The 22,947-nt window shown below is 35.2% G+C and carries 23 protein-coding genes and 1 pseudogene (1 of these 24 only partly in view); 21 read left to right on the forward strand and 3 right to left on the reverse strand.

What is annotated here, in order from left to right:
* Positions 1-129 precede the first annotated feature (129 nt).
* The 13 genes from K412_RS0116165 to K412_RS0116225 all read left to right on the forward strand — a co-directional run bounded on the left by K412_RS0116165 (position 130) and on the right by K412_RS0116225 (position 12,884).
* On the forward strand, positions 130-987 hold the full coding sequence (locus K412_RS0116165; RefSeq protein WP_024834059.1) for a hypothetical protein: 858 nt from the start codon (positions 130-132) through the stop codon (positions 985-987).
* Positions 988-1,122: 135 nt separating this feature from the next.
* Positions 1,123-1,722 carry a flavodoxin family protein gene (locus K412_RS0116170; RefSeq protein WP_024834060.1) on the forward strand — a complete coding sequence of 200 codons (600 nt, stop codon included), beginning with the start codon at positions 1,123-1,125 and terminating at the stop codon, positions 1,720-1,722.
* A 52-nt stretch (positions 1,723-1,774) separates the two neighbouring features.
* Complete coding sequence (locus K412_RS0116175; protein ID WP_024834061.1) at positions 1,775-2,551, forward strand: tRNA threonylcarbamoyladenosine dehydratase; 777 nt, start codon at positions 1,775-1,777, stop codon at positions 2,549-2,551.
* Positions 2,552-2,570: 19 nt separating this feature from the next.
* Positions 2,571-3,251: an ATP synthase gene (locus tag K412_RS0116180; protein WP_024834062.1), complete on the forward strand. Its 681-nt coding sequence runs from the start codon at positions 2,571-2,573 to the stop codon at positions 3,249-3,251.
* 6 nt (positions 3,252-3,257) lie between these two features.
* A complete protein-coding gene (locus tag K412_RS0116185; RefSeq protein ID WP_024834063.1) occupies positions 3,258-4,925 on the forward strand; it encodes a MutS-related protein in 1,668 nt (555 codons plus the stop codon).
* Between the two features lie 132 nt (positions 4,926-5,057).
* Complete coding sequence (locus K412_RS0116190; protein ID WP_004621910.1) at positions 5,058-5,264, forward strand: 4Fe-4S dicluster domain-containing protein; 207 nt, start codon at positions 5,058-5,060, stop codon at positions 5,262-5,264.
* Positions 5,265-5,462: 198 nt separating this feature from the next.
* Positions 5,463-6,521, forward strand: coding sequence for a 3-methyl-2-oxobutanoate dehydrogenase subunit VorB (locus K412_RS0116195; protein ID WP_024834064.1), 1,059 nt, complete (start codon positions 5,463-5,465; stop codon positions 6,519-6,521).
* Between the two features lie 21 nt (positions 6,522-6,542).
* A complete protein-coding gene (locus K412_RS0116200; RefSeq protein WP_024834065.1) occupies positions 6,543-7,289 on the forward strand; it encodes a thiamine pyrophosphate-dependent enzyme in 747 nt (248 codons plus the stop codon).
* 2 nt (positions 7,290-7,291) lie between these two features.
* Positions 7,292-7,825, forward strand: a complete 534-nt coding sequence (locus tag K412_RS0116205; protein WP_024834066.1) for a 2-oxoacid:acceptor oxidoreductase family protein — start codon at positions 7,292-7,294, stop codon at positions 7,823-7,825.
* Positions 7,826-7,953: 128 nt separating this feature from the next.
* Positions 7,954-8,631: an ABC transporter ATP-binding protein gene (locus K412_RS0116210; RefSeq protein WP_024834067.1), complete on the forward strand. Its 678-nt coding sequence runs from the start codon at positions 7,954-7,956 to the stop codon at positions 8,629-8,631.
* The gene (locus K412_RS0116215; protein ID WP_024834068.1) at positions 8,628-11,123 is read left to right on the forward strand and encodes an ABC transporter permease; all 2,496 of its coding nucleotides are present in this window, start codon (positions 8,628-8,630) and stop codon (positions 11,121-11,123) included. The genes K412_RS0116210 and K412_RS0116215 overlap by 4 nt, the downstream gene beginning before the upstream one ends.
* A 46-nt stretch (positions 11,124-11,169) precedes the next feature.
* Entirely contained in the window at positions 11,170-11,856 is a 687-nt protein-coding gene (locus tag K412_RS0116220) for a response regulator transcription factor (protein WP_024834069.1), read from the forward strand.
* Positions 11,856-12,884 carry a sensor histidine kinase gene (locus K412_RS0116225; RefSeq protein ID WP_024834070.1) on the forward strand — a complete coding sequence of 343 codons (1,029 nt, stop codon included), beginning with the start codon at positions 11,856-11,858 and terminating at the stop codon, positions 12,882-12,884. Before K412_RS0116220 ends, K412_RS0116225 begins: the two co-directional genes overlap by 1 nt.
* Before the next feature lie 67 nt (positions 12,885-12,951).
* Here the strand turns inward: K412_RS0116225 and K412_RS0116230 are convergent, their stop codons facing one another.
* Positions 12,952-15,045 carry a glutamine synthetase III family protein gene (locus tag K412_RS0116230; RefSeq protein ID WP_024834071.1) on the reverse strand — a complete coding sequence of 698 codons (2,094 nt, stop codon included), beginning with the start codon at positions 15,043-15,045 and terminating at the stop codon, positions 12,952-12,954.
* 357 nt (positions 15,046-15,402) lie between these two features.
* On the opposite strand from K412_RS0116230, the gene K412_RS0116240 reads away from it, so the two are divergent.
* Positions 15,403-16,608 (forward strand): transglutaminase-like domain-containing protein, encoded by a 1,206-nt coding sequence (locus K412_RS0116240; RefSeq protein WP_024834072.1) that lies wholly within the window; start codon positions 15,403-15,405, stop codon positions 16,606-16,608.
* A 4-nt stretch (positions 16,609-16,612) separates the two neighbouring features.
* Here K412_RS0116240 and K412_RS0116245 read toward each other — a convergent pair whose 3' ends face one another.
* A complete protein-coding gene (locus K412_RS0116245) occupies positions 16,613-16,933 on the reverse strand; it encodes a YmaF family protein (RefSeq protein WP_024834073.1) in 321 nt (106 codons plus the stop codon).
* A 158-nt stretch (positions 16,934-17,091) separates the two neighbouring features.
* On the opposite strand from K412_RS0116245, the gene K412_RS0116250 reads away from it, so the two are divergent.
* The 7 genes and pseudogenes from K412_RS0116250 to K412_RS0116275 all read left to right on the forward strand — a co-directional run bounded on the left by K412_RS0116250 (position 17,092) and on the right by K412_RS0116275 (position 22,804).
* On the forward strand, positions 17,092-17,358 hold the full coding sequence (locus K412_RS0116250) for a hypothetical protein (protein ID WP_242835652.1): 267 nt from the start codon (positions 17,092-17,094) through the stop codon (positions 17,356-17,358).
* Positions 17,359-17,397: 39 nt separating this feature from the next.
* Complete coding sequence (locus K412_RS0116255) at positions 17,398-18,591, forward strand: M24 family metallopeptidase (RefSeq protein WP_024834075.1); 1,194 nt, start codon at positions 17,398-17,400, stop codon at positions 18,589-18,591.
* A gap of 137 nt (positions 18,592-18,728) precedes the next feature.
* Positions 18,729-19,514 carry a polysaccharide deacetylase family protein gene (locus K412_RS0116260; protein ID WP_479691919.1) on the forward strand — a complete coding sequence of 262 codons (786 nt, stop codon included), beginning with the start codon at positions 18,729-18,731 and terminating at the stop codon, positions 19,512-19,514.
* A gap of 208 nt (positions 19,515-19,722) precedes the next feature.
* Positions 19,723-20,376 (forward strand): leucine-rich repeat protein, encoded by a 654-nt coding sequence (locus K412_RS0116265; RefSeq protein WP_024834077.1) that lies wholly within the window; start codon positions 19,723-19,725, stop codon positions 20,374-20,376.
* 13 nt (positions 20,377-20,389) lie between these two features.
* Complete coding sequence (locus tag K412_RS0116270) at positions 20,390-21,616, forward strand: IS256 family transposase (RefSeq protein WP_024832113.1); 1,227 nt, start codon at positions 20,390-20,392, stop codon at positions 21,614-21,616.
* 246 nt (positions 21,617-21,862) lie between these two features.
* Positions 21,863-22,123, forward strand: a pseudogene (locus K412_RS23080) (leucine-rich repeat protein); the annotation flags it as partial.
* Positions 22,124-22,162: 39 nt separating this feature from the next.
* Complete coding sequence (locus K412_RS0116275) at positions 22,163-22,804, forward strand: transglutaminase domain-containing protein (protein WP_242835653.1); 642 nt, start codon at positions 22,163-22,165, stop codon at positions 22,802-22,804.
* A gap of 21 nt (positions 22,805-22,825) precedes the next feature.
* On the opposite strand, the gene K412_RS0116280 is transcribed toward K412_RS0116275, so the two are convergent.
* Positions 22,826-22,947 carry the final stretch of a restriction endonuclease gene (locus tag K412_RS0116280; RefSeq protein WP_024834079.1) on the reverse strand. 367 nt of this gene lie beyond the right edge of the window, so the window shows 122 of its 489 coding nt (coding positions 368-489); its start codon lies off the right edge, out of view — the gene reads right to left on this strand; its stop codon occupies positions 22,826-22,828.

Below are 22,947 nucleotides of genomic sequence, written 5' to 3' on the forward strand. Positions count from 1 at the left end.
AAATAAAATATGTAACATTACCAACCTCGCTTAATATAATAAAAAGCGGGGTTTTTTTGTCAAAAAGGTATACAAGAAACTTTTTTGTATAAAATATCATCAATATGGTATTCAAAGAGGAGGCAGTATATGAAGAACAAAAAGCTATTTTTTTCAATTTCATATGTTGTATTGCTTTCGCTATTGATAGCAGGTGCAATTTTATTCAGCAAGCCCTCAAATAACAATAATGCACCTAAAATGGATTCTTTAACGGAGGAAAATTTCAATAAGGGTGTTCTTGCATATAAAAGTAAAATCAACGGTAAAAAGGATATAAAAATTGTAAATAACCCTCAAAAACTAGATTTACAAGCCAGCCTCATTGAAAATATGAATGGTGAGGTTACTATAGATATTTCATATAAAATAGATGGAAAGAAAATAAATAAAACAATAGACACTTCAAAAGTACCTGAAATTAGAAATCTTTTAAGATTCAGAGAAAAATTTAAGAAAGGTTATCAAATAGATAAAATATTGGTAAATGATAAGGTGGAAAATTTATACTTTTATGTTAAGGGAAAGGAAGATAACCGCCTTACCCAAACCTGGCTATACACTTATGACCTAAAGACATCAAAGGCATATAAGTTATTTTATGACATAGGCGATTTTAGTGATTTTTACTTATCACCTGATGGTAAATATAATGCTTTGGCATACCAGAGTGATTTAGAAAGTCAAAAAAACCAAAGTTCTAAAAATAAGGTAGTAATAATACGGTGTGAAGATAATAAGATTATTTTCAATGGAGACAAGGATATAAACGGCAAAACCATTGGTCAGGACAGCGGCTTGTACATTTACAAGTACGATTTTATAAAATGGGTAAATTCTGAGAATTGCTTACTAAAGCAAATTTCAGAAATAAAGGATGGTTCTCGTAAAATTCATGAGCAAAATGTATATTATAATGTGGTAGATAATAAAGTAAAAGTTAAGTAGATTATTGATTTGATTTAAGGCGGTAGGCATATCAAGATGCTTACCGTCTTTTATTTGATGTTCTTTCTCGTCTTGTTTTAATAATCCATTTAGTGTATTCTTTTAGTAATGTTATTTTAGTTTGGAGTGATGAGTATGTATATAGTAGGTTTGAATGGAAGTCCCAACGTGGATGGAAACACAAGTTTCCTGGTTAAAAAGGTTCTGGAGGAATGTGAAGCAAGAGGCGCCAAAACAATTCTTCTGAATGTGGGAAAGATAATGCAGGAGCAAAAATGCGGCTTCTGTACAGTATGTTCAAATCCATGTACTGGAAATTGCTATAAGGGTACAAAGCTTGAAGAAGCTTTTGAAATATTAAGAAATGCAGATGGGGTAGTTATTGCCAGTCCTGTTTACTTTGGAAGTGTTTCCGCACAGCTAAAGGCCATGTTTGATAAAACAAGGAAGGTTAGGGCAAACAAAGGTTTATATAATAAAGTAGGATTGTGTATGGCAGTGGGAGCTTCTCAGTATGGAGGCGAAGAAACAACAATAAAAGCCATGCATGATATGATGCTTGTTAATGGAATGATAATAGTAGGTGACGGATATATTGACGACAATTGCGGACATCAGGGTGTGTGTGCTACCAGACCTGCTCAAAATGATGAAGAGGCAATAAAAAGAGCAATAATGTCTGCAAAAAGGCTTATAGAAGTATGTAATGCAACTGAAAGCATAAGACAAAGCTGATATAATTTAAAATTTTACCGCAGGTGCGGATTACGGAGGATATGACAATAATATGTTGCACGAGTTTTCCAGAAGTGAATTAATTATTGGAGTAGAAGGACTAGAAAAATTAAAAAACAGCAAGGTAGCAGTATTTGGTGTTGGAGGAGTAGGTTCATTTACGGTAGAGGCACTTACCAGAACAGGGGTAGGTCATCTTGTACTTATAGATGACGACTGTGTATGTCTTACCAACTTAAACAGACAGCTTCATGCTACCAGAAAAACAGTAGGTAGGCCAAAGGTTGAAGTTATGCGAGACAGAGTTCTTGAAATAAACCCAAAATGTGATGTTACTATCATTCAGAAGTTTTATATGCCTGATGTAGCTGATGAGATACTAGATAGCAGCTTTGACTATATTGTAGATGCAATTGACACAGTAACTGCAAAAATTGATTTGGTAGTAAGGGCTAATCAATTGGGGATACCAATAATTAGTGCAATGGGAGCAGGCAATAAGACTGACCCCACCCGGTTTCAGGTTTCGGACATATTTAAGACTACAGTTGACCCTCTGGCAAAGGTAGTAAGAAAGGAACTTAGAAACAGGGGAATAAAAAAACTAAAGGTAGTATACTCTACAGAAGAACCTATAAAACCTGTTGAAACCGAGACTTCCAGCTGTAGTGCAGGTTGTATATGTCCTAAAGGAACAGCCAGAAAGTGTACAGTTAAGCATCAGATACCGGGAAGCCTTTCATTTGTTCCTTCTGTTATGGGCTTAATTATTGGAGGAGAAGTAATAAAAGATTTGATTGGATATAAAAAAGATACAAGTAGTAATTAATTAAGAGGAGATTTTACAAATGTTTGATAGACGTATCAACATATTTACCGGTCATTTTGGAAGCGGAAAAACAGAGGTTGCCGTCAATTATGCCATGAAAATGGCAGAAGCCGGGCATAGAACAGCTATAGTAGATTTTGATATAATAAACCCCTACTTCAGAACAGCAGATGCAAAAGATGCACTGGAAGAACAAAATATTAAAGTAGTTCTTCCTATGTATGCAAACACTAACGTTGATATACCTGCCATACCGCCAGAAATATACTCATTGTTTGAAGACAAAAATGCAAAAGTGGTTTTGGATGTTGGCGGGGACGACCTTGGTGCTAAAGCAGTATCAAGGTTTAAGGAAGAAATAGTCAGCGATGACTACGAAATGTATTTTGTAGTAAATACAAAAAGGATAATGACTGATTCACCTGAAAAAATTGCAGAGATGATTGCTATTATTGAAGAAGGGGCAAGTATGAAGGTTACAAAATTGATAAATAATAGTAATCTATTGGAGGAAACTACTCCCGAAATTATTATTGAAGGAAATCGCATTTTATCACAAGTTTCGTCTAAATTAGGGATTCCCATAGCAATAACAGCAGGTATGGAAGAGGTTGTAAATAGAATACAAAAAAGTGATATTGGTAAAACCGAAATATTATCCATGAGGAAACAGATACATCTTCCGTGGAATAGAGGTTAGGACGTTATGACATTTTTTTATATAATTCTTGCTATAGTTGTGGGATGTATAATTATAAGTGTAATTGGGAAAATATCCCGTACAAATAAAAACAGGAGTCAAATTCGAGCCCAATGGGGCAAAACTCCTGCTACAAAGTATTCAGAGGATATATACAACTCCGTTAGAAATTATTTTGATAACCATAAAGATCAAGGAAAGAACTTTTTTATAGATGACATAACTTGGAATGATTTAGATATGAATAGGATTTTTGCCAGGGTGAACATAACCCGAACGGATGTAGGGGAAGAATATCTATACAACATGCTGAGGGAATTAGTCTATGATCAGAATGAGTTGACTGAGAGGGACAGGCTGATAGAGTACTTTAGAAAAAACCCATTTGAACGTGAAAAGATTCAGTTAATCTTATCAGATTTGGGAAAACTCAGGTTTTTAAGTATATCAGAATACATGAACGGTAAAAGAAGCGGTGGTGGCATAAAGGGAATATACTATAAGATTTTGTCATTATTCTTTATAGCATCAATGGTTGCCACAATATTTTATCCCGGAGCAATAGCTGTTTTTATGATATCACTTGCTGTTAATGTAACAGTTTATTTCAAGGCAAGGGATCAGATTATCGGTCACTTGCAATCTCTCGGATATATTGTGAACATGCTGGGAATTTCACGAAAAATATCAAAGCTCAATATAAAAGAACTGGATACATATTTAATTGAATTGAGAAAATGTAGTGCTAAAGTAAAGGGAGTCAGCCTTAATGCCTTTTATTTTTTGTTCTATACAAGTGAGAACTATTTATTTGAGCTTATAAAAATATTTCTTCTTGGTGAACCAGTTGCGTTTCACAGTATATTTAAAATTGTAACAAAACACAGTCAGGAAATCGAGGCTGTATTTAAGAATGTTGGACTTCTTGATAGTCTGATATCAGTGGCATCCTACAGGGATAGCCTTGATTACTATGTAACGCCTGTACTGGTAAAAGGGAATATAAATAGCAAAAAGATAGAATTTACAGATATGTATCATCCCCTGATAAAAAACCCTGTTACAAATTCCTTCTCCGTAGCAGGAGGGGCATTGATAACAGGGTCAAATGCAAGCGGAAAATCAACATTTCTTAAATCGATAGCAATAAATGCAGTTTTTGCTCAGACTATTTACACATGTCTTGCAAAGGCATATTATTCCAGCTACTTTAATATTTACAGTTCTATGGCTCTGAGTGACAATCTTGAAATGAATGAGAGCTACTATATTGTTGAAATAAAATCTCTTAAACGTATTCTGAAGGGCCTCAACGACCAAGTTCCATGCCTCTGTGTCATAGATGAAGTGCTGAGAGGTACAAATACTATTGAAAGAATTGCAGCATCCTCTGAAATACTGAACTATATTGCAGGCAATAATTGTATATGTCTTTGTGCTTCCCACGATATAGAGCTAACTCAAATATTGGCAGATAAAGTTGACAATTATCACTTTCAGGAATTCTTTGAGGATGATAATATAAAGTTTGACTATAAAATATATCCTGGTAAATCAACTACCCGTAATGCAATAAAATTATTAAAAATACTTGGTTATGATAAAAGCATAGTTGACAACGCTGAAAAAAGAGCTTGTCAATTTACCGAAAATGGATATTGGTTAACAGTGTAATAATTGAAGTTTTTATTTGCATAACTTGCAAATAGATACAAAGAGTTTTATAATAAAACAATAGTTTTAGTTCGCTAAATTACTAAAAATCAAAAGTAAATAAAGTTAATAAAATAAAGTGAGGTCTTGATAATGGCAAAAGTTATATTCCACGAGGAAAGATGCAAAGGCTGTAAACTATGCGTTACAGTTTGTCCTAAAAAAATTGTCATAATGAAATCTGATAAATTAAATCAGAAAGGTTTTCATCCTGCAGGAGTCGAAGAAATGGATAAATGTATCGGATGTGCATTCTGTGCTACAATTTGTCCAGATTGCGTTATTGAGGTAGAGAAGTAAGAAGTATAAAGGAAGAATAAAAATATAATAATGTTCCCTACCAAACATACGATGGGAAATGTTTAGATTATAGGCGGTGAACACATATCACTTGCCTTATTTGAAATGTAGCTAAGGCAAGAATGTTTTTCGGTAGCCGAAGAATTTTCTTGGAATAATAAAAATTTTGGAGCCGTTTTGTGGCTCATGGAGGTTAATATGGCAGAAAAATTATTAATGAAGGGTAATGAGGTAATAGCAGAAGCTGCCTTAAGAGCCGGTTGCAGGCATTATTTTGGATATCCTATCACACCCCAGACTGAAGTAGCACATTACATGGCAAAAGCAATGCCAAAAATAAACGGTACATTTGTTCAGGCTGAGAGCGAGGTTGCAGCAATTAATATGGTTTATGGTGCAGCGGCAGCAGGAGCACGTGTTCTGACATCATCTTCAAGTCCTGGAGTGAGCTTGAAGCAGGAGGGTATTTCATACATAGCTGGAGCAGAGCTGCCTGCGGTAATGGTAAATATTGTGCGCTGTGGCCCCGGTCTTGGCGGTATACTTCCTGCACAGTGTGATTATTTTCAGTCTGTTAAGGGCGGAGGACACGGAGACTACAAAAATGTAGTTCTTGCTCCATCAAGTGTTCAAGAACTTTATGAGTTGACGGTAGAAGCTTTCAATATATCTGACAAGTACAGAATACTTACCATAATCTTGGGAGACGGTATGCTTGGTCAGATGATGGAAGCAGTTGAATTCAAGGATAAGGAAGAAATTTATCAGGATGATAAAAAGTGGGCTTGTACAGGAACAAAAATGGAGAGGGAAAGTAATGATATTACCTCCATATATATCCAACCAGAAGTCCTTGAAAATCATAATCTGAAGCTTCAGGCTAAATATAAGAAGATTGAAGAGAATGAAACAAGAGTTGAATCATATAACTGTGAAAATGCAGACATAATTGTAACTGCATACGGAACTGTAGCGAGAATTGTTAAGAATGTAATAAAAATGGCTGAGAAAGAAGGCATAAAGGTAGGACTGATAAGACCTATCTCATTGTGGCCATTCCCGACTGCTGAATTTGAAAAGTATGCGGAAACACCTAAGGCATTCCTAAGTGTAGAACTGAGTGCAGGACAAATGGTTGAGGATGTTCGTCTTGCTGTTAACGGAAAACGACCTGTTCATTTCTATGGACGTATGGGTGGTATGGTTCCAAGCCAAAAAGAAATTCTTGATAAAATAAAGGAAATCTTAAATAAATAAGATTCAGATGGAGGGGAAAAAATGGCAACTGTGTTTAAAAAACCACATGCTTTAAAGGACTTATCTCTTCACTATTGTCCAGGTTGTACTCATGGTATTATTCATAGGATAGTAGCTGAAGTAATTGACGAGTTAGGTATAGAGGGTACTACAATAGGTGTTTCACCTGTTGGATGTGCATACAATAATTATGAGTATTTTCATGTAGATATGGTACAGGCTGCTCACGGTAGAGCTCCGGCTGTTGCAACCGGAATAAAAAGAGTTCATCCTGATAACTTTGTATTTACTTACCAAGGAGACGGAGACCTTGCTGCCATTGGAACAGCTGAAATAATTCACGCTGCTACAAGAGGTGAAAAAATAACAACTATTTTTGTAAATAATGCAATATATGGTATGACATCAGGTCAAATGGCTCCAACAACACTATTAAATCAGGTTACAACTACTTCACCATTTGGCAGAAAACCTGAGATTCATGGATTCCCAATAAAGGTTTGTGAGCTGCTTTCACAATTGGAAGGTGCTGCATATGTTGAAAGAACATCTGTACATGATGTTAAAAATATTAGGAATACCAAGGAAGCTATAAAGAAGGCTTTTAAAGTTCAAGAAGCAAACAAGGGATTTTCAATAGTTGAGGTCTTGTCAACATGCCCTACAAACTGGGGATTGAATCCTGTAGATGCATTGAAATGGCTTGAAACCAACATGTTGCCCTTCTATCCTTTGGGTAATTTCAAAGGAAAGGATTTGGAGGTGTAGAAATGAAGCAGCTTGAATTGATAATTGCAGGTTTTGGAGGACAAGGTATATTATCGGCAGGAAGATTGTTAGCATATGCCGGAATGCTTGAAGGAAAAAATGTTTCATGGTTGCCGTCATATGGACCGGAAATGAGAGGCGGTACTGCAAACTGCAGTGTTGTTATTTCTGATGAACCTGTGGGTTCTCCAATATTGGATACAGCTAACGTACTGATTGTAATGAATGGTCCATCTCTTGAAAAGTTTGAGAAATCAGTAGTAAGCGGTGGGCTAATCATATCTGACAGTTCTTTGGTAGAAGCAAAACCCGTCAGAACAGATATTGATTTTGTAGGTATTCCTGCAACACAGATGGCCTCAGATATGGGTAATCTTACTTATGCAAATATTATAATTTTGGGTAAATTGCTAGCAAAAACCGAAATTGTTTCAAAGAAAAGCTTTGAGGCTGCTTTGAAAAAGGTTCTTCCTCCAAAGAAGCATTATATGATTCCTGATGAAATGAAAGCCCTTGATATGGGACATGATTATTAAAGGAAAAATACATAATTAACTTTATATATTTTGTCACAAGATTGTAAGAACTGTGTTTTATAATTCAAGCTATAGACTATCTGATTGATTAGTGTATAGCTTGAATTTTTTAAATTGGAGATGATTCTATGATTATATTGAAAACAGAGGGATTACGAAAATATTATGGCAAGGATGAAAATCTTGTAAAAGCTCTTGATGGCATAAATTTGGAAATTATGGAAGGTGAATTTGTGGCCATTGTCGGTACATCAGGAAGCGGTAAATCAACTCTTTTACATATGCTAGGTGGGCTTGACAAAGCTACAGAGGGCAAAGTTACGGTAGCGGGTAAGGAAGTTTTTGATTTGAATGATGAGCAGAGGACTGTTTTTCGCAGAAGGAATATTGGCTTTATATTTCAAAATTACAATCTGGTCCCTATACTGAATGTTTATGAAAATATCACTCTTCCAGTAGAACTGGATGGGGGAAGCCTTGATAAAACATTTATAGACGATATTATAAAAACTCTTGGCCTTGGTGGTAAGCTTACAAACCTTCCAAACAATCTTTCAGGAGGTCAGCAGCAAAGAGTAGCCATAGCAAGAGCATTGGCAGCAAAACCTGCCATAATCCTTGCAGATGAACCAACAGGCAACCTTGATAGCAAAACTGGACTAGAGGTAGTTGGTTTGCTTAAAATGACCAGTAAAAGATTCCATCAGACAATTGTCATGATTACACATAATGAAGAAATTGCTCAGCTGGCAGATAGGATCATTCGCATTGAGGACGGTAAAATAGTCGGGGGTGAAGACAAATGATGTTTCCTACCGATAACAGGATTGTAATAAAAAAATTGACTGTAAGAACAATAAAAGCAAGCAAAATTAGAAATATATTTGTTGTTACTGCCATAGCATTAACTGCTTTACTTCTATCAACCATTTTTAGTATAGGAATAAGTGGAGTAGAGTCCGTCAAATTACAGAAAATAAGAACTATGGGAACAATAGAGCATGGGGGCTTAACTTGTCCTACTGATGTACAGATAAAGAAGCTGAAATCATTGGATTATATAAAGTATGTAGGTATTATGGCACATGCGGGAGATATAGTAAAAACTCCTGAAATGGGAAACTTGTCTTTGTCATTGTTCTGGTTTGACAATACGGAATGGGAAAAACTTAGAGTTCCAGCTATGAGTAATATTAATGGAAAATATCCTCAGGCATATAATGAGATAATGATACCGGAATGGATTCTTAAAAGAATGGGTATAACTGATCCTAAAATAGGCATGGATATACCAATTAAATATAGAAAGGCTGGAGATACTGAGCCTAGAGCCACAAGTGAAACCTTTAAACTTTCAGCATATTACACAGAATATTCTAATTTGCGTTCGGGAAATATTGGAACCATGTATGTATCAAAAGCTTTTCTTGATAAGAATGGAATTACTCCTGAGATTTCAGGCACTGCAACTGTACATTTCAAAAGCAATAAGAATATTGAGCAACAATTTGAAAAACTTATCAAGGAGGTCACTGCATCACCAAATCAGAAGTGGAAGATGGTTCCGTTATATGAAACTGTAAATGGAGACAGGCTGTCAACAATAATAGGACTGTCAGGACTTATACTATTCATAATGCTAAGCAGCTACCTGCTAATATATAATGTTTTATATATATCGGTGTCAAAGGACGTACACTTTTACGGGTTGCTAAAAACTGTTGGTACTACTCCAAAGCAAATAAGAAGAATAGTAACGGGTCAGGCAATTAGGCTGACAGCCCTGGGAGTACCTCTCGGACTAGTTCTGGGAGCAGCAGTTTCCTTTGTTGCCGTTCCCTTTGCACTAAGCGGGGCTTCAATAGATACAGGTATAAAAATATCTTTTAATCCTATCATATATATAGGAGCAGCAGTTTTTTCTCTTGTAACTACACTTATCAGCAGTATAAAACCCGCTGGAATGGCTGCTTCAATTTCACCGATTGAAGCGGTCAGATATACCGGAGCTACTGTATCCCTAAAACTCAGAAAAGGGTCAAGGGGAGGTAAGGTGCAAAAAATGGCTTTCAGAAATGTTTTCAGAAACAGACGAAGGGCAGCAATTGTTCTCTTATCATTGTTTATGGGAATAACGACATTTATGTTGGTAAACACACTTGTGCTAAGTATGGATACGGAAAATTATGTAAATAGCTATATGGATAATGATTTTACGTTAACAAATAATACATTTTTTCAAAATGGTACAGGAATAAAGCAGAAGTTTGATAATGATTTTATATCAAAACTTGAAAGCATAGAAGGAGTAACAGAAATAAGAAAGGTATATCAAAAGATAGTTACTCTCAAATACGACGAAGACCTATATAAGAAACATATTGAAGAATTCGCAAAAAGGTTTAATGCACAGATACCAACAAGTGAGGAAATAAAGAAAAACCCAAGGATTTTCTGGTCAAACTTGGTGGGACTTGACACGGAATTCCTAAGCAACCGTAATAAAACACTTACAGAACCTGTTGATTTGGAAGCTTTTAAAACAGGTCAGATAGCTTTAATTTCAACAAATAATCCAAAACTTTTCAAGGTGAGTTCCCGTATTGATTTTACGGCAGATGAAAAAAATTATTCTATCAAGTTGGGAGGATTTTTACCTGAAAGAACTGCATTTAGCGGAGGCTTTGGGCTGGCACCTGTTGTTTACATAAGCAATGACTATATGAAAAAGTTATTTAACGACCCTGTTTTGTGTTCTATAACAATTAATTCTCAAAAGGACAAAGAAGCAGATGTATTAAAACAGTTAAAGGAAATGACAGCAAATGATAATGAAATATCAATGGATTCAAGGCTAGAGACCCTTGAGCAATTTAGAAGTTCAAAAACAATGCTATACATTCTAGGTGGTGGACTGTCCTTAATATTGGCACTTATAGGTATTCTCAATTTTGTAAATGTTATGGTGACTGGAGTAAACACAAGACGGCGTGAGTTTGCAGTTTTAGAGAGTATTGGTATGACTCCGAAACAGATGAAACGTATGCTAGCTTTAGAGGGACTCACTTATGCAATTATTTCCTGTGGACTTGTGGTTACTTTAGGAGTTGCAATAGATATATGGATATTCAGCTTATTCAAGAAGCAGGCTGACTACGCCATTTTTACCTTCCCTGCAATTCCATTAGGTTTATCAGTTGTTATTATTTTTGCGGTGTGTATTTTAGTACCGGTAGCTGCATACGTTACAACTACAAAAGATACAGTTACGGAGAGGTTGAGAAGCGTTGAAGGTTAGGATAAAATAATTATGTATTAACATAATTTTCTTTTGGAGAGGTAATATGGCTAGAATACTTATTGTTGAAGATGATAAGCTTCTCAATGAAGGGATATCAATTGCACTAAAAAAGTATGGACATACGGTTCTGTCAGGTTATTGCTACCATGAAGCTTTTTGCTTATTTCTCAATAACAGCTTTGAATTAATACTGCTGGATATAAATCTTCCTGACAGAAGTGGTCTTGAGCTTTGTAATGAAATACGAAAAAAATCTGATATTCCCATCATATTCATCACTGCTAATGACACGGAGCAGGATATTGTTAATGGCTTTGTGAACGGCTGTGACGACTATATAGCAAAGCCATTTTCTCTTGAAGTTATGAATCGGCGTATTAATGCAGTACTCAGGCGGACCAGAACTGAAAATAAAAGCATTTTTCATTCAGGTGAAATATCAATAAACTATGAAAAAATGATGGTTACAAAAGGCGAAGTATCAATTAAACTGACTGCGACAGAATACAAGTTGCTGACACTTCTTACTCAAAACAGCGGGCAGGTACTTACCAGAGATATTATTCTCCAGAGACTTTGGGACACAGATGAAGCTTTTGTTGATGAAAATGCTGTAAGTGTTAACATGAGAAGGCTTCGTCAAAAAATTGAGGATGACCCTAAAAATCCGAAATATATAAAAACCGTTTTCGGCATAGGCTATACCTGGGGAGAGGAGTCCTGTAGGTGATGAATGGTATAAAAAAAAGAGAAGCCGTTTTGATCGCAGCAATTTATTGTATTTGTATTGCTTTTATGACATACCAACTATTGGTTGCAAAAAATAATCAAGCAGTGATATTCTGTATTATGTTTACGGTACTGTTAACTGCCTTGATTACAGCACTTATATTATTGATTCACAGATACATGCAAAGTGTATTGGTACAGCTTTCCGAGATGGTAGCATCACTTATAGACATGAGGGAAGCAGAAGTAGTTTCGGTGCTTAACGATGATTTATTGTCAAAGTTACAATCACAGGTGCTTAAGCTTTTAAGAATACTAAAATCACAAAACATAAAGCTTAGGAATGAAAAGAATGAAATAAAATCCTTGATTTCAGACATATCTCATCAGTTAAAGACCTCCCTTGCAAATCTTAAAATATATGTATCATTCATAATGGACGAAGATATTGATCCATTAATGAGAACGGAATACCTGAAAAATATTGATAATCAATTAGATAAGCTCAATTGGCTGATGGAAAGCATGATAAAAATGACCAGGCTTGAAAGTGGTATTATTCAGTTGAATCGTGAAGAAAGTAGTTTGAATGATATGCTGATGACATCCTTAAAGCAGATATACCAAAAAGCAATAAAGAAGAATATAGAAATAGTGTTCATTCCTTTAGAAAGAGATACTAGGTTGTCGATTGACCAAAGATGGACGGCTGAGGCTATAACCAATATTTTGGACAATTCAGTCAAATATACACAGGAATCGGGAAAAATAAAAATTCAGGTACATAAATACGAGCTGTTTATCAGAATTGATATAGAAGATAATGGTGTAGGGTTTAATGAAAATGAAGTTAATGATATATTCAAGCGTTTTTACCGAGGAAAAAACTCCAATGGGATAGATGGTGTTGGAATAGGCCTTTATCTATCAAGAGAAATAATCTCAATGCAGGACGGATATATAAAAGCAAAGTCCGTATCAGGAAAGGGAAGTATGTTTTCGGTTTTTTTACCTCTTCAAAGCTATTAAAATTATGCACCCGGGGATACCAATCTTAAAATTAGTATCCTCGGGTGCATAATAGTGTCTGGCTGAATTAAATATTGAATAGGATATCAGCGTAGGTTGGTATAGGCCATATATTTGAATCTACTATACGCTCCAGCTCATCAGCAACCTTTCTTAAGGCTTCCATTCTTGCAAAAACGTCATTTCTATAGAACATAGCTTGCTCAAAAGTATCTTCAAAAGAATGCTGAGCCTTGCTTAGACTATTTTCTAATAGAGAAATTTCCTTTTTAAATTGTGAAACAAAGGAAGCTGTTTCATTGAGCAATTCTGTATTAGCACTTAAATCTGCTTCAATTCCGCAGTTCTTAATTTCATTTATAGATTTTGCAATTTCAGTTTCAAATTTGATGCAAGCTGGAAGAAGCTGTCTTTTTGCCATTTCAAGCATGGTCATAGCTTCTATATTAATTGTTTTGATATATTTCTCAAGTGAGATTTCATATCTTGAATGCATTTCAACTCTGGAGAAGACATTGTGCTTTTCCATAACAGCCATATTCTTTTCCTTCAACAGGCAAGCAATTGCTTCCACATAACTTTTAATGTTTGGAAGGCCTCTTTTTTCAGCTTCTTTTACCCATTCATCGGAATAGCCGTTACCATTAAATATTACTCTTCCATTTTCTTTTACTACATCTTTAATAATATTGTTTACTTCTTTTGAGAAATCCTTTGCCTTTTCAAGTCTGTCAGCAAACTCTTCAAGAACGTGTGCAACTATTGTATTCAAGAAAAAGTTAGGTGATGCAATGGATGCAGAAGAACCAACCATTCTGAATTCAAATTTATTGCCGGTAAAGGCAAAAGGTGATGTTCTGTTTCTGTCAGTAGTGTCTTTTCTAAGTGCTGGAAGTGTCTTAACACCAACCTTGAGCTTTTCAATGCCATTTGTTTCAATATCTTCTCCAGATACAATCTGATCAAGTATTTTTGTAAGATCATCACCAAGGAAAATGGAAATTATAGCAGGTGGGGCTTCGTTTGCACCTAGCCTGTGGTCATTTCCTGGGTTGGAAGCAGATAACCTTAAAAGATCGGCATATTCGTCTACAGCTTTTATAACGGCACATAAGAAAATCAGGAATTGTGCATTTTCATGTGGGGTTTTACCCGGGTCAAAAAGGTTCTGACCATCGTTTGTTGTAAGTGACCAGTTATTATGTTTACCGGAACCGTTAACTCCTGCAAAGGGCTTTTCATGCAACAGACATACCAAACCATGTCTTAGGGCAACTGTTTTCAAAAGTTCCATAACAAGCTGATTATGGTCAGTGGCAATATTAGCAGTTGTAAAAATAGGAGCAAGCTCATGCTGCGCAGGAGCAACTTCATTATGCTCTGTTTTTGCTGAAATACCAAGCTTCCATAATTCATGGTCAAGATCTTTCATAAAAGCTGAAACTCTTGGCTTTATACTGCCGTAGTAATGATCATCCATTTCCTGTCCCTTTGGAGCTTTGGAGCCAAAAAGAGTACGTCCTGTGAAAATCAAATCTTTCCTTTTATCGTACATTTTCTTATCAATAAGGAAATATTCCTGCTCAGGGCCAACGGTTGGAGTAACCCTAGTAACATTTTCATTACCGAAAAGCTTGAGCAGCCTTACTGCATTTTTTGAAAGGCATTCCATAGATCTTAAGAGAGGCGTTTTTTTATCAAGTGTTTCACCTGTATATGAGCAGAATGCTGTTGGGATATACAACGTATTGTTCTTAATAAATGCAGGTGAAGTACAGTCCCAAGCGGTGTAGCCTCGTGCCTCAAAAGTGGCTCTTAAACCTCCAGAAGGGAAAGATGAGCCATCTGCTTCACCTTTAATCAACTCTTTGCCGGAGAATTCCAATATTACTTTTCCATCATCAGTAGGATTAATGAAGGAATCATGTTTTTCCGCTGTAATGCCAGTCATTGGCTGAAACCAGTGTGTATAGTGGGTAGCACCTTTTTCGATTGCCCAATCCTTCATTGAACTGGCAACTACTTCAGCTATTTCAAAATCTAACGGAAGACCTTCATCAATAGTTTTTTTCAATGCCTTGTATGTAGCTTTAGGCAACCGTTCTCTCATTACGGTATCATTGTATACATTTGAACCGAATATTTGGCTTATCAGACTCATAAATCACCTCATAAAATATTTTTAAGGCATCCGGCTGTATTCTGGATACCAATAATTATTAATATTACCTAATAAAGATACAATTTTTCAGTACTAATTGCAAGCATAAAATGGACTGGCGTCTTTTCTGAAGCTAAATATTTATAAAATTCTTTAAAAACCACTATATTTTCTCCTTACAAAGGTAAAAATTGCAATATCCTTAAAATTCTATTTCAAAAAAATGAATATTTATTCGTGAATTTTAGAGGTAATTTAGGGAAATTGAAAAAGAAAGCTGTTGCTATGATATAATACAATTAACACACTGTTTTATGGGCTTATTGTAGACATAATATTTATAACGGGCATAGGTAGGTGGCACATTTGATAGATATACTGACAAATCCAATTAATATTATAATAATTCTACCTGTTTTAATAACTCTGATAAGTTCTCTTGTAACTAGATATAATCGCGAAAGAGTTATTAAAAGTTTTTATTCAATAATAAACAGTGTAGAGCTAATTTCAGGCTTATTAATTGCCTTGTTATTAACAAGGGGAATTCTATTTGACAATGGCAATAAGTTTTTTGTATTTATCCGTAACCATATGCCTGAAAATATCAAAGCAAGTTTGGAAGCAAATAATATATATACATATTTATGTGTCGCTTTTGTTGTGCTATTGATTGTTGTGCTGATAATTAAGCTGATTATGTATCCTTTGTATAAGCATGTATTTGGAGCTATGGCTCAAGGAATATACAAGGTTATGAGCTCAATGAGTTCTGTGACGCGAAGAATAATTTCATTTGTCTGCAGTATACCAAAGGCAGCGGTTTCATTAATATGTATCTGCTTTGTACTGTATTTTTTTTCGTACTATTTTACAGTACCCGGTTTATCGCTGTGGATAGATGATTCGGTAGTGCTTCAGGGAGTTTATAAAACGGCTCTGAAGCCGGTAGTTGAATCTGAAATTGCTAAGAAAATACCGGTAATAATTAATGATCGTTTTGTAAGCCCTACAATGAATGGGCAGGAAGTTAAATTAGCCGAAAATATCAGAGATACTCTTGATAATTATAATATAAAAGTTATTCAATACTTTAACGGAGTAACCCTTGATGATGCGGTAAAATCAAATGATGAAATAGATAAACTGGCTCTTGAATTAACAAAGGGAAAGACCGGGGAGTATGAGAAAGCAAAGGCTATCTACAAATGGATAACTAAAAATATAAAATATGATTACCCAAAAGCAAAACAGATTGCTATTAAGACAGAAGGAACTAAATCAGGCTCTATAATATGTTATGAAACAAGGAAAGGAATTTGCTTTGACTACTCAAGCCTCTTTATTTCAATGTGCAGAGCAAACGGTATAAAGGTAAGGCTGGTTACGGGACTCGGCTATAGTGGACTAGCTTGGGGAGATCATGCATGGAATCAGTTCTACGATAGCAATGAGAAAAAATGGATAAATGTAGATTGTACCTTTGGTGTTACCGGAAACTACTTTAACTCTCCAAAATTCAATTTGGATCACAAAGGAGATCGAGTACAAGAAGAGTGGTAAATAATCAAGATAACACCTTTTTTAGAATTTTTCCTCCCTTATATTCTATGTTTTCATGGGTATAATTTTCATAGTAGTGACTATGTGAGTTTGCCATGCTGAGTCTTCCACCAATTTTATGTTTGTGTCCGTGGGTAGTTTTTATCGGTAACCCTGTTATTCCTGAATATATATGGCAATGCCCGTTAAAGGAAGATGTTCCAAAATATATATGGAAATGGAATAGCCCTATACCAAACATATATTCAGTATGTCCCGTAAGTCTGTGAGAGTGCTTTTCACTAGTTAAACTATTAAATTTGTAAAAATGATAGTGATTAACCATAAGCTTTCTCCCTTTAGCTATTATTCCCTTTATTATTGTGCATTAGTGTATAATAATTTATTATAAAAAATAATGGAATTAATAAAGCAGTTTACCATATATGTTATAATACTTTTAGTTAGTAAATTGGTAAACCTAATAAGGAAGGATTAAATTAAATGATGGAATCAATAGTTGCCATTATATTACTTATAGCTAACATACCTGTTTATAAGAAAATATTGCGATGTATATTTCGTGATAGAGAGGATATTAATGATGCAATAAAATATTCATTTACCCCAGATTTATTTTCACTTTTTAAAGGGAATTATTGGAAAGACAAGATGGGCGAAGCCAAAATTTCAGCATTTGTATTTTGCTGTGTTGCTGTTGTTGTAATTGAATTTTTAATAATAAAATGGATAATAGGCATTTTTGCATAAGAATAAATCAAAACAATTAATAAACGGAGTTTACATAGTATGAAAGAGATTTTAACTAAAAGAGAACTTGAGAATAGAGTTAAGCGGCTGTGTGTCAAAGCTACAGAAAAATATCCGGACTGGGATACAATAATAATATTAGGGCGTGTTAATCAGTATTATTTTACGGGAACTATGCAAGACGGAATACTTATAATTAAAAATGGCGGGAAATTAATGTATTTTGCCAGAAGAAGCTATGAACGTGCAAAAATAGAGTCACCTTTATCCGATTGCATATATCCTATGGGAAAATACTCTGATGCTGCAGAGGTTTGTGGTAAGTTGTTCGGAAATACACTTTTAGAAACTGATATTGCAACTATTGAAGTACTTGAAAGACTTAAGAATCAATTTGAGATAGATAGGATTTACCCTATAAAAAAGATATTGTCTGAGGTAAGAGCAATTAAAAGTCAGTATGAACTTGATGCTATAAGAGAGGCTGGAAAACGACACAAACACCTGCTTGAGGAAGTTGTACCAAGTATTTTAAGAGAAGGAATGAGCGAGGTAGAATTATCGGCAGAGTTGTTTGAAAAAATGCTAAAACTTGGACATCAGGGTGTTTCGCGGTTCAATAGCTATCAGACTGAAATGATAATAGGACAAATTGCTTTTGGAGTAAATTCTCTGTATCCTACTAATTTTGACGGTCCCGGAGGCATGAAAGGTTTAAGCCCAGCAGTACCATTGTTTGGAAGTAGCAAAACTCTTCTAAAAAAAGGTGATTTGGTTTTTATTGATGTAGGTTTCTGTATTGAAGGATATCATAGTGACAAAACACAGGTTTATATGTTTGGTGGGAAGCCTTCAGATGAAGTACAAAAAATACACAGGCAATGTGTTGAGATACAAAAGAAGACTGCGGCTCTTCTAAAACCCGGCAATATACCATCTGAAATATACAGCAGTATAATAGGTGGTCTTGACTCTTCGTTTTTAGAAAACTTTATGGGTTTTGGAGATAGAGTTGCTAGATTTTTGGGTCATGGAGTTGGTCTTCATGTAGATGAACTTCCTGTAATAGCAAAAGGCTTTGACAATCCAATAAAAGAGAATATGGTTTTTGCCATTGAACCCAAAAAAGGTGTACCACAAGTTGGAATGGTAGGCGGCGAGGACACATATATCGTTACGCCTGATGGAAGTGAGAGCATTACAGGAGGAGAAAGGGATATTATATCAGTATAGGAATGGATAGATTATAGCTTTATTGCCTAATCAAGAAAGACAGGTTATCATATTTTTAATTTTCAAAAATAAACATATATAGAGTATAGAGCTTGAAAGCACTTTTTAAAGAGAAAATCTATATATGGGAGTGTTTGATGATGAAAATAAGATTGTTATTGGTAAAGGCAAAAAAAATACCCAAAAAAGTTGCAATTGCGATAATGTTTATACTGATATGTACAATATTTGTTACAATAGGTTATACGACTGATTCGATTGGAGTTTTTAACTCAGCAAAGCACCTTCCAATTTACAGTGTTGAAACAGATAAAAATGCTGTATCAATTACATTTGATTGTGCATGGGGTGCAGATGACATATCTCAAATACTTGATACCCTTAAAAGCGAGAATGTAAAAGCAACATTTTTTATGGTTGGTCAGTGGGCTGAAAAGTTTCCTGATGCAGTTAAACTTATAGCAAATGACGGTCATGATATTGCCAACCACGGGTATTCGCACTTGCGTATGAGTACAATCAGTAAGGAGAAGTGCAAAAGCGAAATAGAGCTATGCAATAAAAAGCTTGAAGAAATATCAGGAGAAAAAATAAATCTTTTCAGGCCTCCATACGGAGATTACAATAATACGGTTATTGATACTTGTAATGAAATGGGATGTTACCCCATTCAATGGAATGTTGACAGTCTTGATTGGCGTAAGGAAATGAGCAGGCAGGATATATTGGACAGAATTCTCAAGAGAACCAAACCTGGAGCAATACTGCTTTTCCATAACGATACCAAGTATACTGCGCAGCTTCTCCCTGAGATTATAAAAGGGCTTAAATCTCAGGGACTAGAATTCTTACCTGTATCCCAGCTAATAATGAAAGAGAATTATTACATAGATGAACAGGGTAGACAGCATAAGAATAAGTAATCGTTACATAAGAAGAGAACTTTTCAGATTTAGTGCTAATTTTAAGACGGATATTGAATTTCTTCTGTTACTAATTCAATAATGTTATTTTTGATAATAATTATTTTTATACCTTTTTGTTGATTTAAGTATAATTATTACTTATAATGTAAAATAATGTTTTAATTGCAATTATATACATTAAGGATTTAGTTAACAGGAGGGTAAAATGATAGAAGTAATTAAGAAAGTCAAATTTGCAGCATTAGCTTTATTTGTTGTAGCAGGATTACTATTCATGTCAAATACCGTATATGCAGGGAGCACATTGACCTCTGATGACGGGTTATGGAATTTTACTGAGGCTGGCGAAATAGGTAACTATTTGGGTAGTGAGAGTGTAGTAACAATACCTGAGCAGCTTACATCAAATGGCGTCACATATAATATCACAAAGATACCTTGGAATGCATTAAGCTGGAATCAAAATATTACTCAGATTAACATAGGCAAAAATATTACATCTATAGCTAATGCTCCATTTGTAGATATGACAAGCCTAAAAGATATAAAGGTAAGTTCTGAAAATGCAGATTACTGTGACATAAACGGCATTTTATATAACAAGGCAAAAACAAAATTGATGAGATTTCCTCAGATGAATTCCACTGAGGTTTTGGAATTACCGGATACATATGTAGAGAGTAATATCAATGCTTTGGAAAAATGTTCAAATGTATACAAGCTAATAATACCTGCAAGCTACACGGGGAAAGCAAGCAATGTGGGGGAAGCATTAAGCTATAAATCTTTTCCGAATTTAGGAGCCTGTGAAGAAAAGTCTGTAAAATCAGCTTTCTATGATAAAATCAAATTATCATAGGAGGCTATTTTTTATGGCAAGAAGAAAGAATTCGATGAGCGAAGGAAAAAAGAACATTATTGCATCCCTACTTCAAGAGTATGACATCAAGACTGCAGAAGACATCCAGGAAGCACTTAAAGACTTGTTAGGGGGTACCATTCAGAGCATGTTGGAAGCCGAGATGGATCAGCATTTAGGCTATGAACCATACGAACGTTCCAATAACACCAATTACAGGAACGGAAAAAAATCCAAATCAATACAAAGTACATATGGTAAGATGGAAATTGACGTTCCACAAGATCGAGAATGTTCCTTTGAGCCTCAAATCGTGAAGAAGCGTCAAAAGGATATCTCAAGCATTGACCAAAAGATCATTGCTATGTATGCAAGAGGTTTGACAACTCGCCAGATCTCTGACCAGATCGAAGAAATCTACGGATTTGAAGTTAGTGAAGGCATGGTATCCGATATCACAAACAAACTGCTTCCAGAAATTGAGGAATGGCAACAACGTCCACTATCCAGCGTTTACCCAATTGTATTCATAGATGCTGTGCACTTTTCTGTTAGGGACAACAATGTCATCAAGAAGCTGGCTGCATACATCATTCTTGGAATCAATGAAGAAGGCCAAAAGGAAGTGTTAAGCATTCAGATAGGCCAAAATGAAAGCAGTAAATATTGGCTTAGTGTCCTAAATGAACTGAAGAACCGTGGAGTCAAGGATATTCTTATACTTTGTGCAGATGGCCTGAGTGGCATCAAGGAATCCATTGCTGTAGCTTTTCCGGAAACAGAGTATCAACGCTGCATAGTCCATCAGGTAAGAAACACACTAAAATATGTTGCAGACAAAGATAAGAAGGAGTTTGCTAATGACCTGAAGACAATCTACCATGCCCCTACAGAGGAGACCGGATATGAGCGTATGATGCAAATTACGGACAAGTGGCAGGACCGTTATCCTAACGCCATGAAGAGTTGGTCTACGAACTGGGATATCCTAAGCCCGATTTTCAAGTTTTCTACGGATGTTCGCAAGGTAATCTACACAACCAATGCTATAGAAAGCCTGAACAGCACATATCGTCGTCTGAATCGTCAAAGAAGCGTATTTCCAAGTGACACAGCCCTCTTAAAGGCCCTATATCTAGCAACCTTTGAGGCAACCAAGAAGTGGACTATGACTCTCCGTAACTGGGGTAAAGTCTACGGTGAGTTGTCCATCATGTATGAGGGCAGGCTTCAGCAATAAAATCAGGACAATCAAAAACACCCTTTTGGAAGGGTGCTATTGACATGCCATTAATTTACTATTATATTGTAGACAAGTTATGAAAGCCAGCATCTGGCCTTCACAACTCTAATAAAATTATCATAGAAAGCTATTTACAGAGATTATTTCACACACTCGAATTTAGAGGAAATTGAGGTTTCGCAAGGGAACACCAATTACACAAGCCAAGATGGTGTTCTTTACAATTATGATAAATCAAAGCTTATATGGTACCCTGCTAAAAGGCCTGCCACTGATTTTTCAATTCCCGATAGTGTTAATATGATAATTTATAATGCATTTGCGAACGCCACAAATTTAAAAAATGTAAACCTGACCTCTAATATTAATACAATACAATCTTGTTTTTCAGGATGTGAATTAACATCTATTAATCATATTACAACAAGGGAAGAATATATTAATTGGGATACTTCAATCAAATCCGTATTTCAAAATAATTTGAATATTTTTGAACAACAACCATTTTTAAAATCTCTGGTTGAGCAGGAAGTCCAATATGCTGTGGATAACTATATTCAAGAAGGCATGAATGATTACCAAAAAATCAAGGCATTATATAATTATGCTACTAATAAAGTATCTTATATTACAAGTGGTAGCACATCAGACTTAAAAAATCATTGCATAAGCTCAATATTTCTTGGTGATTCCACAGTATGTGAGGGCTATACTTTAGGCATGGCTTTACTATTAGACAAGGTAGGAATAACAAATTGTCCTGTTTCAGGAGGAAATCATGCATGGAATCTTGTATATCTAAATGATACATGGTTACAAATTGATGCTACGTGGGATGATGAGGGCGATATGGCTGGTACCACCTATTTCTTAAGAACAACTGATGAGTATAAAGAGTTGGGCCATCCAAGTTATAAATCCTTATGTAACTCAAATTTTACTGATTATAGCTTTGGCACGGATAAGAGCGTATATTCCAAAAATTTACCGAAGTGTGATGCAACTATAGGAGATATTAATAAGGACAAGATACTTAATCAGCAGGATTTATATTCCATGCAGAATGAAATCCGGGCCTATGCTATGTATTGGCAAGATGGCTATTATAACGTGATGGCAGATATGAACCGTGATGGGGAAATTAATTCAGATGATTATAACTTACTGAATGATTTAGTTTATTAAAGAGAGTTTAGTTTTAAAAAGCTATTTTGCAGGCTGCAAAATAGCTTTTGTATTCTGAACAGCTTTACACATATTTATAAGCTGGTCACCATTTATACATTCAATTACATTTTTATGGCAAAAAACTTTTGTAGATGGCTTGA

This window comes from Ruminiclostridium josui JCM 17888 (assembly GCF_000526495.1).
GTDB lineage: Bacteria > Bacillota > Clostridia > Acetivibrionales > DSM-1351 > Ruminiclostridium > Ruminiclostridium josui.

Coding starts and splice junctions, on each gene's coding strand:
- K412_RS0116200 (WP_024834065.1), top strand. CDS start 6,543: ATGGCAACTGTGTTTAAAAAACCACATGCTTTAAAGGACTTATCTCTT.
- K412_RS0116220 (WP_024834069.1), top strand. CDS start 11,170: ATGGCTAGAATACTTATTGTTGAAGATGATAAGCTTCTCAATGAAGGG.
- K412_RS0116180 (WP_024834062.1), top strand. CDS start 2,571: ATGTTTGATAGACGTATCAACATATTTACCGGTCATTTTGGAAGCGGA.
- K412_RS0116170 (WP_024834060.1), top strand. CDS start 1,123: ATGTATATAGTAGGTTTGAATGGAAGTCCCAACGTGGATGGAAACACA.
- K412_RS0116230 (WP_024834071.1), bottom strand. CDS start 15,045: ATGAGTCTGATAAGCCAAATATTCGGTTCAAATGTATACAATGATACC.
- K412_RS0116255 (WP_024834075.1), top strand. CDS start 17,398: ATGAAAGAGATTTTAACTAAAAGAGAACTTGAGAATAGAGTTAAGCGG.
- K412_RS0116260 (WP_479691919.1), top strand. CDS start 18,729: ATGATGAAAATAAGATTGTTATTGGTAAAGGCAAAAAAAATACCCAAA.
- K412_RS0116250 (WP_242835652.1), top strand. CDS start 17,092: ATGATGGAATCAATAGTTGCCATTATATTACTTATAGCTAACATACCT.
- K412_RS0116215 (WP_024834068.1), top strand. CDS start 8,628: ATGATGTTTCCTACCGATAACAGGATTGTAATAAAAAAATTGACTGTA.
- K412_RS0116165 (WP_024834059.1), top strand. CDS start 130: ATGAAGAACAAAAAGCTATTTTTTTCAATTTCATATGTTGTATTGCTT.
- K412_RS0116190 (WP_004621910.1), top strand. CDS start 5,058: ATGGCAAAAGTTATATTCCACGAGGAAAGATGCAAAGGCTGTAAACTA.
- K412_RS0116225 (WP_024834070.1), top strand. CDS start 11,856: ATGAATGGTATAAAAAAAAGAGAAGCCGTTTTGATCGCAGCAATTTAT.
- K412_RS0116195 (WP_024834064.1), top strand. CDS start 5,463: ATGGCAGAAAAATTATTAATGAAGGGTAATGAGGTAATAGCAGAAGCT.
- K412_RS0116245 (WP_024834073.1), bottom strand. CDS start 16,933: ATGGTTAATCACTATCATTTTTACAAATTTAATAGTTTAACTAGTGAA.
- K412_RS0116210 (WP_024834067.1), top strand. CDS start 7,954: ATGATTATATTGAAAACAGAGGGATTACGAAAATATTATGGCAAGGAT.
- K412_RS0116175 (WP_024834061.1), top strand. CDS start 1,775: ATGTTGCACGAGTTTTCCAGAAGTGAATTAATTATTGGAGTAGAAGGA.
- K412_RS0116265 (WP_024834077.1), top strand. CDS start 19,723: ATGATAGAAGTAATTAAGAAAGTCAAATTTGCAGCATTAGCTTTATTT.
- K412_RS0116205 (WP_024834066.1), top strand. CDS start 7,292: ATGAAGCAGCTTGAATTGATAATTGCAGGTTTTGGAGGACAAGGTATA.
- K412_RS0116185 (WP_024834063.1), top strand. CDS start 3,258: ATGACATTTTTTTATATAATTCTTGCTATAGTTGTGGGATGTATAATT.
- K412_RS0116270 (WP_024832113.1), top strand. CDS start 20,390: ATGGCAAGAAGAAAGAATTCGATGAGCGAAGGAAAAAAGAACATTATT.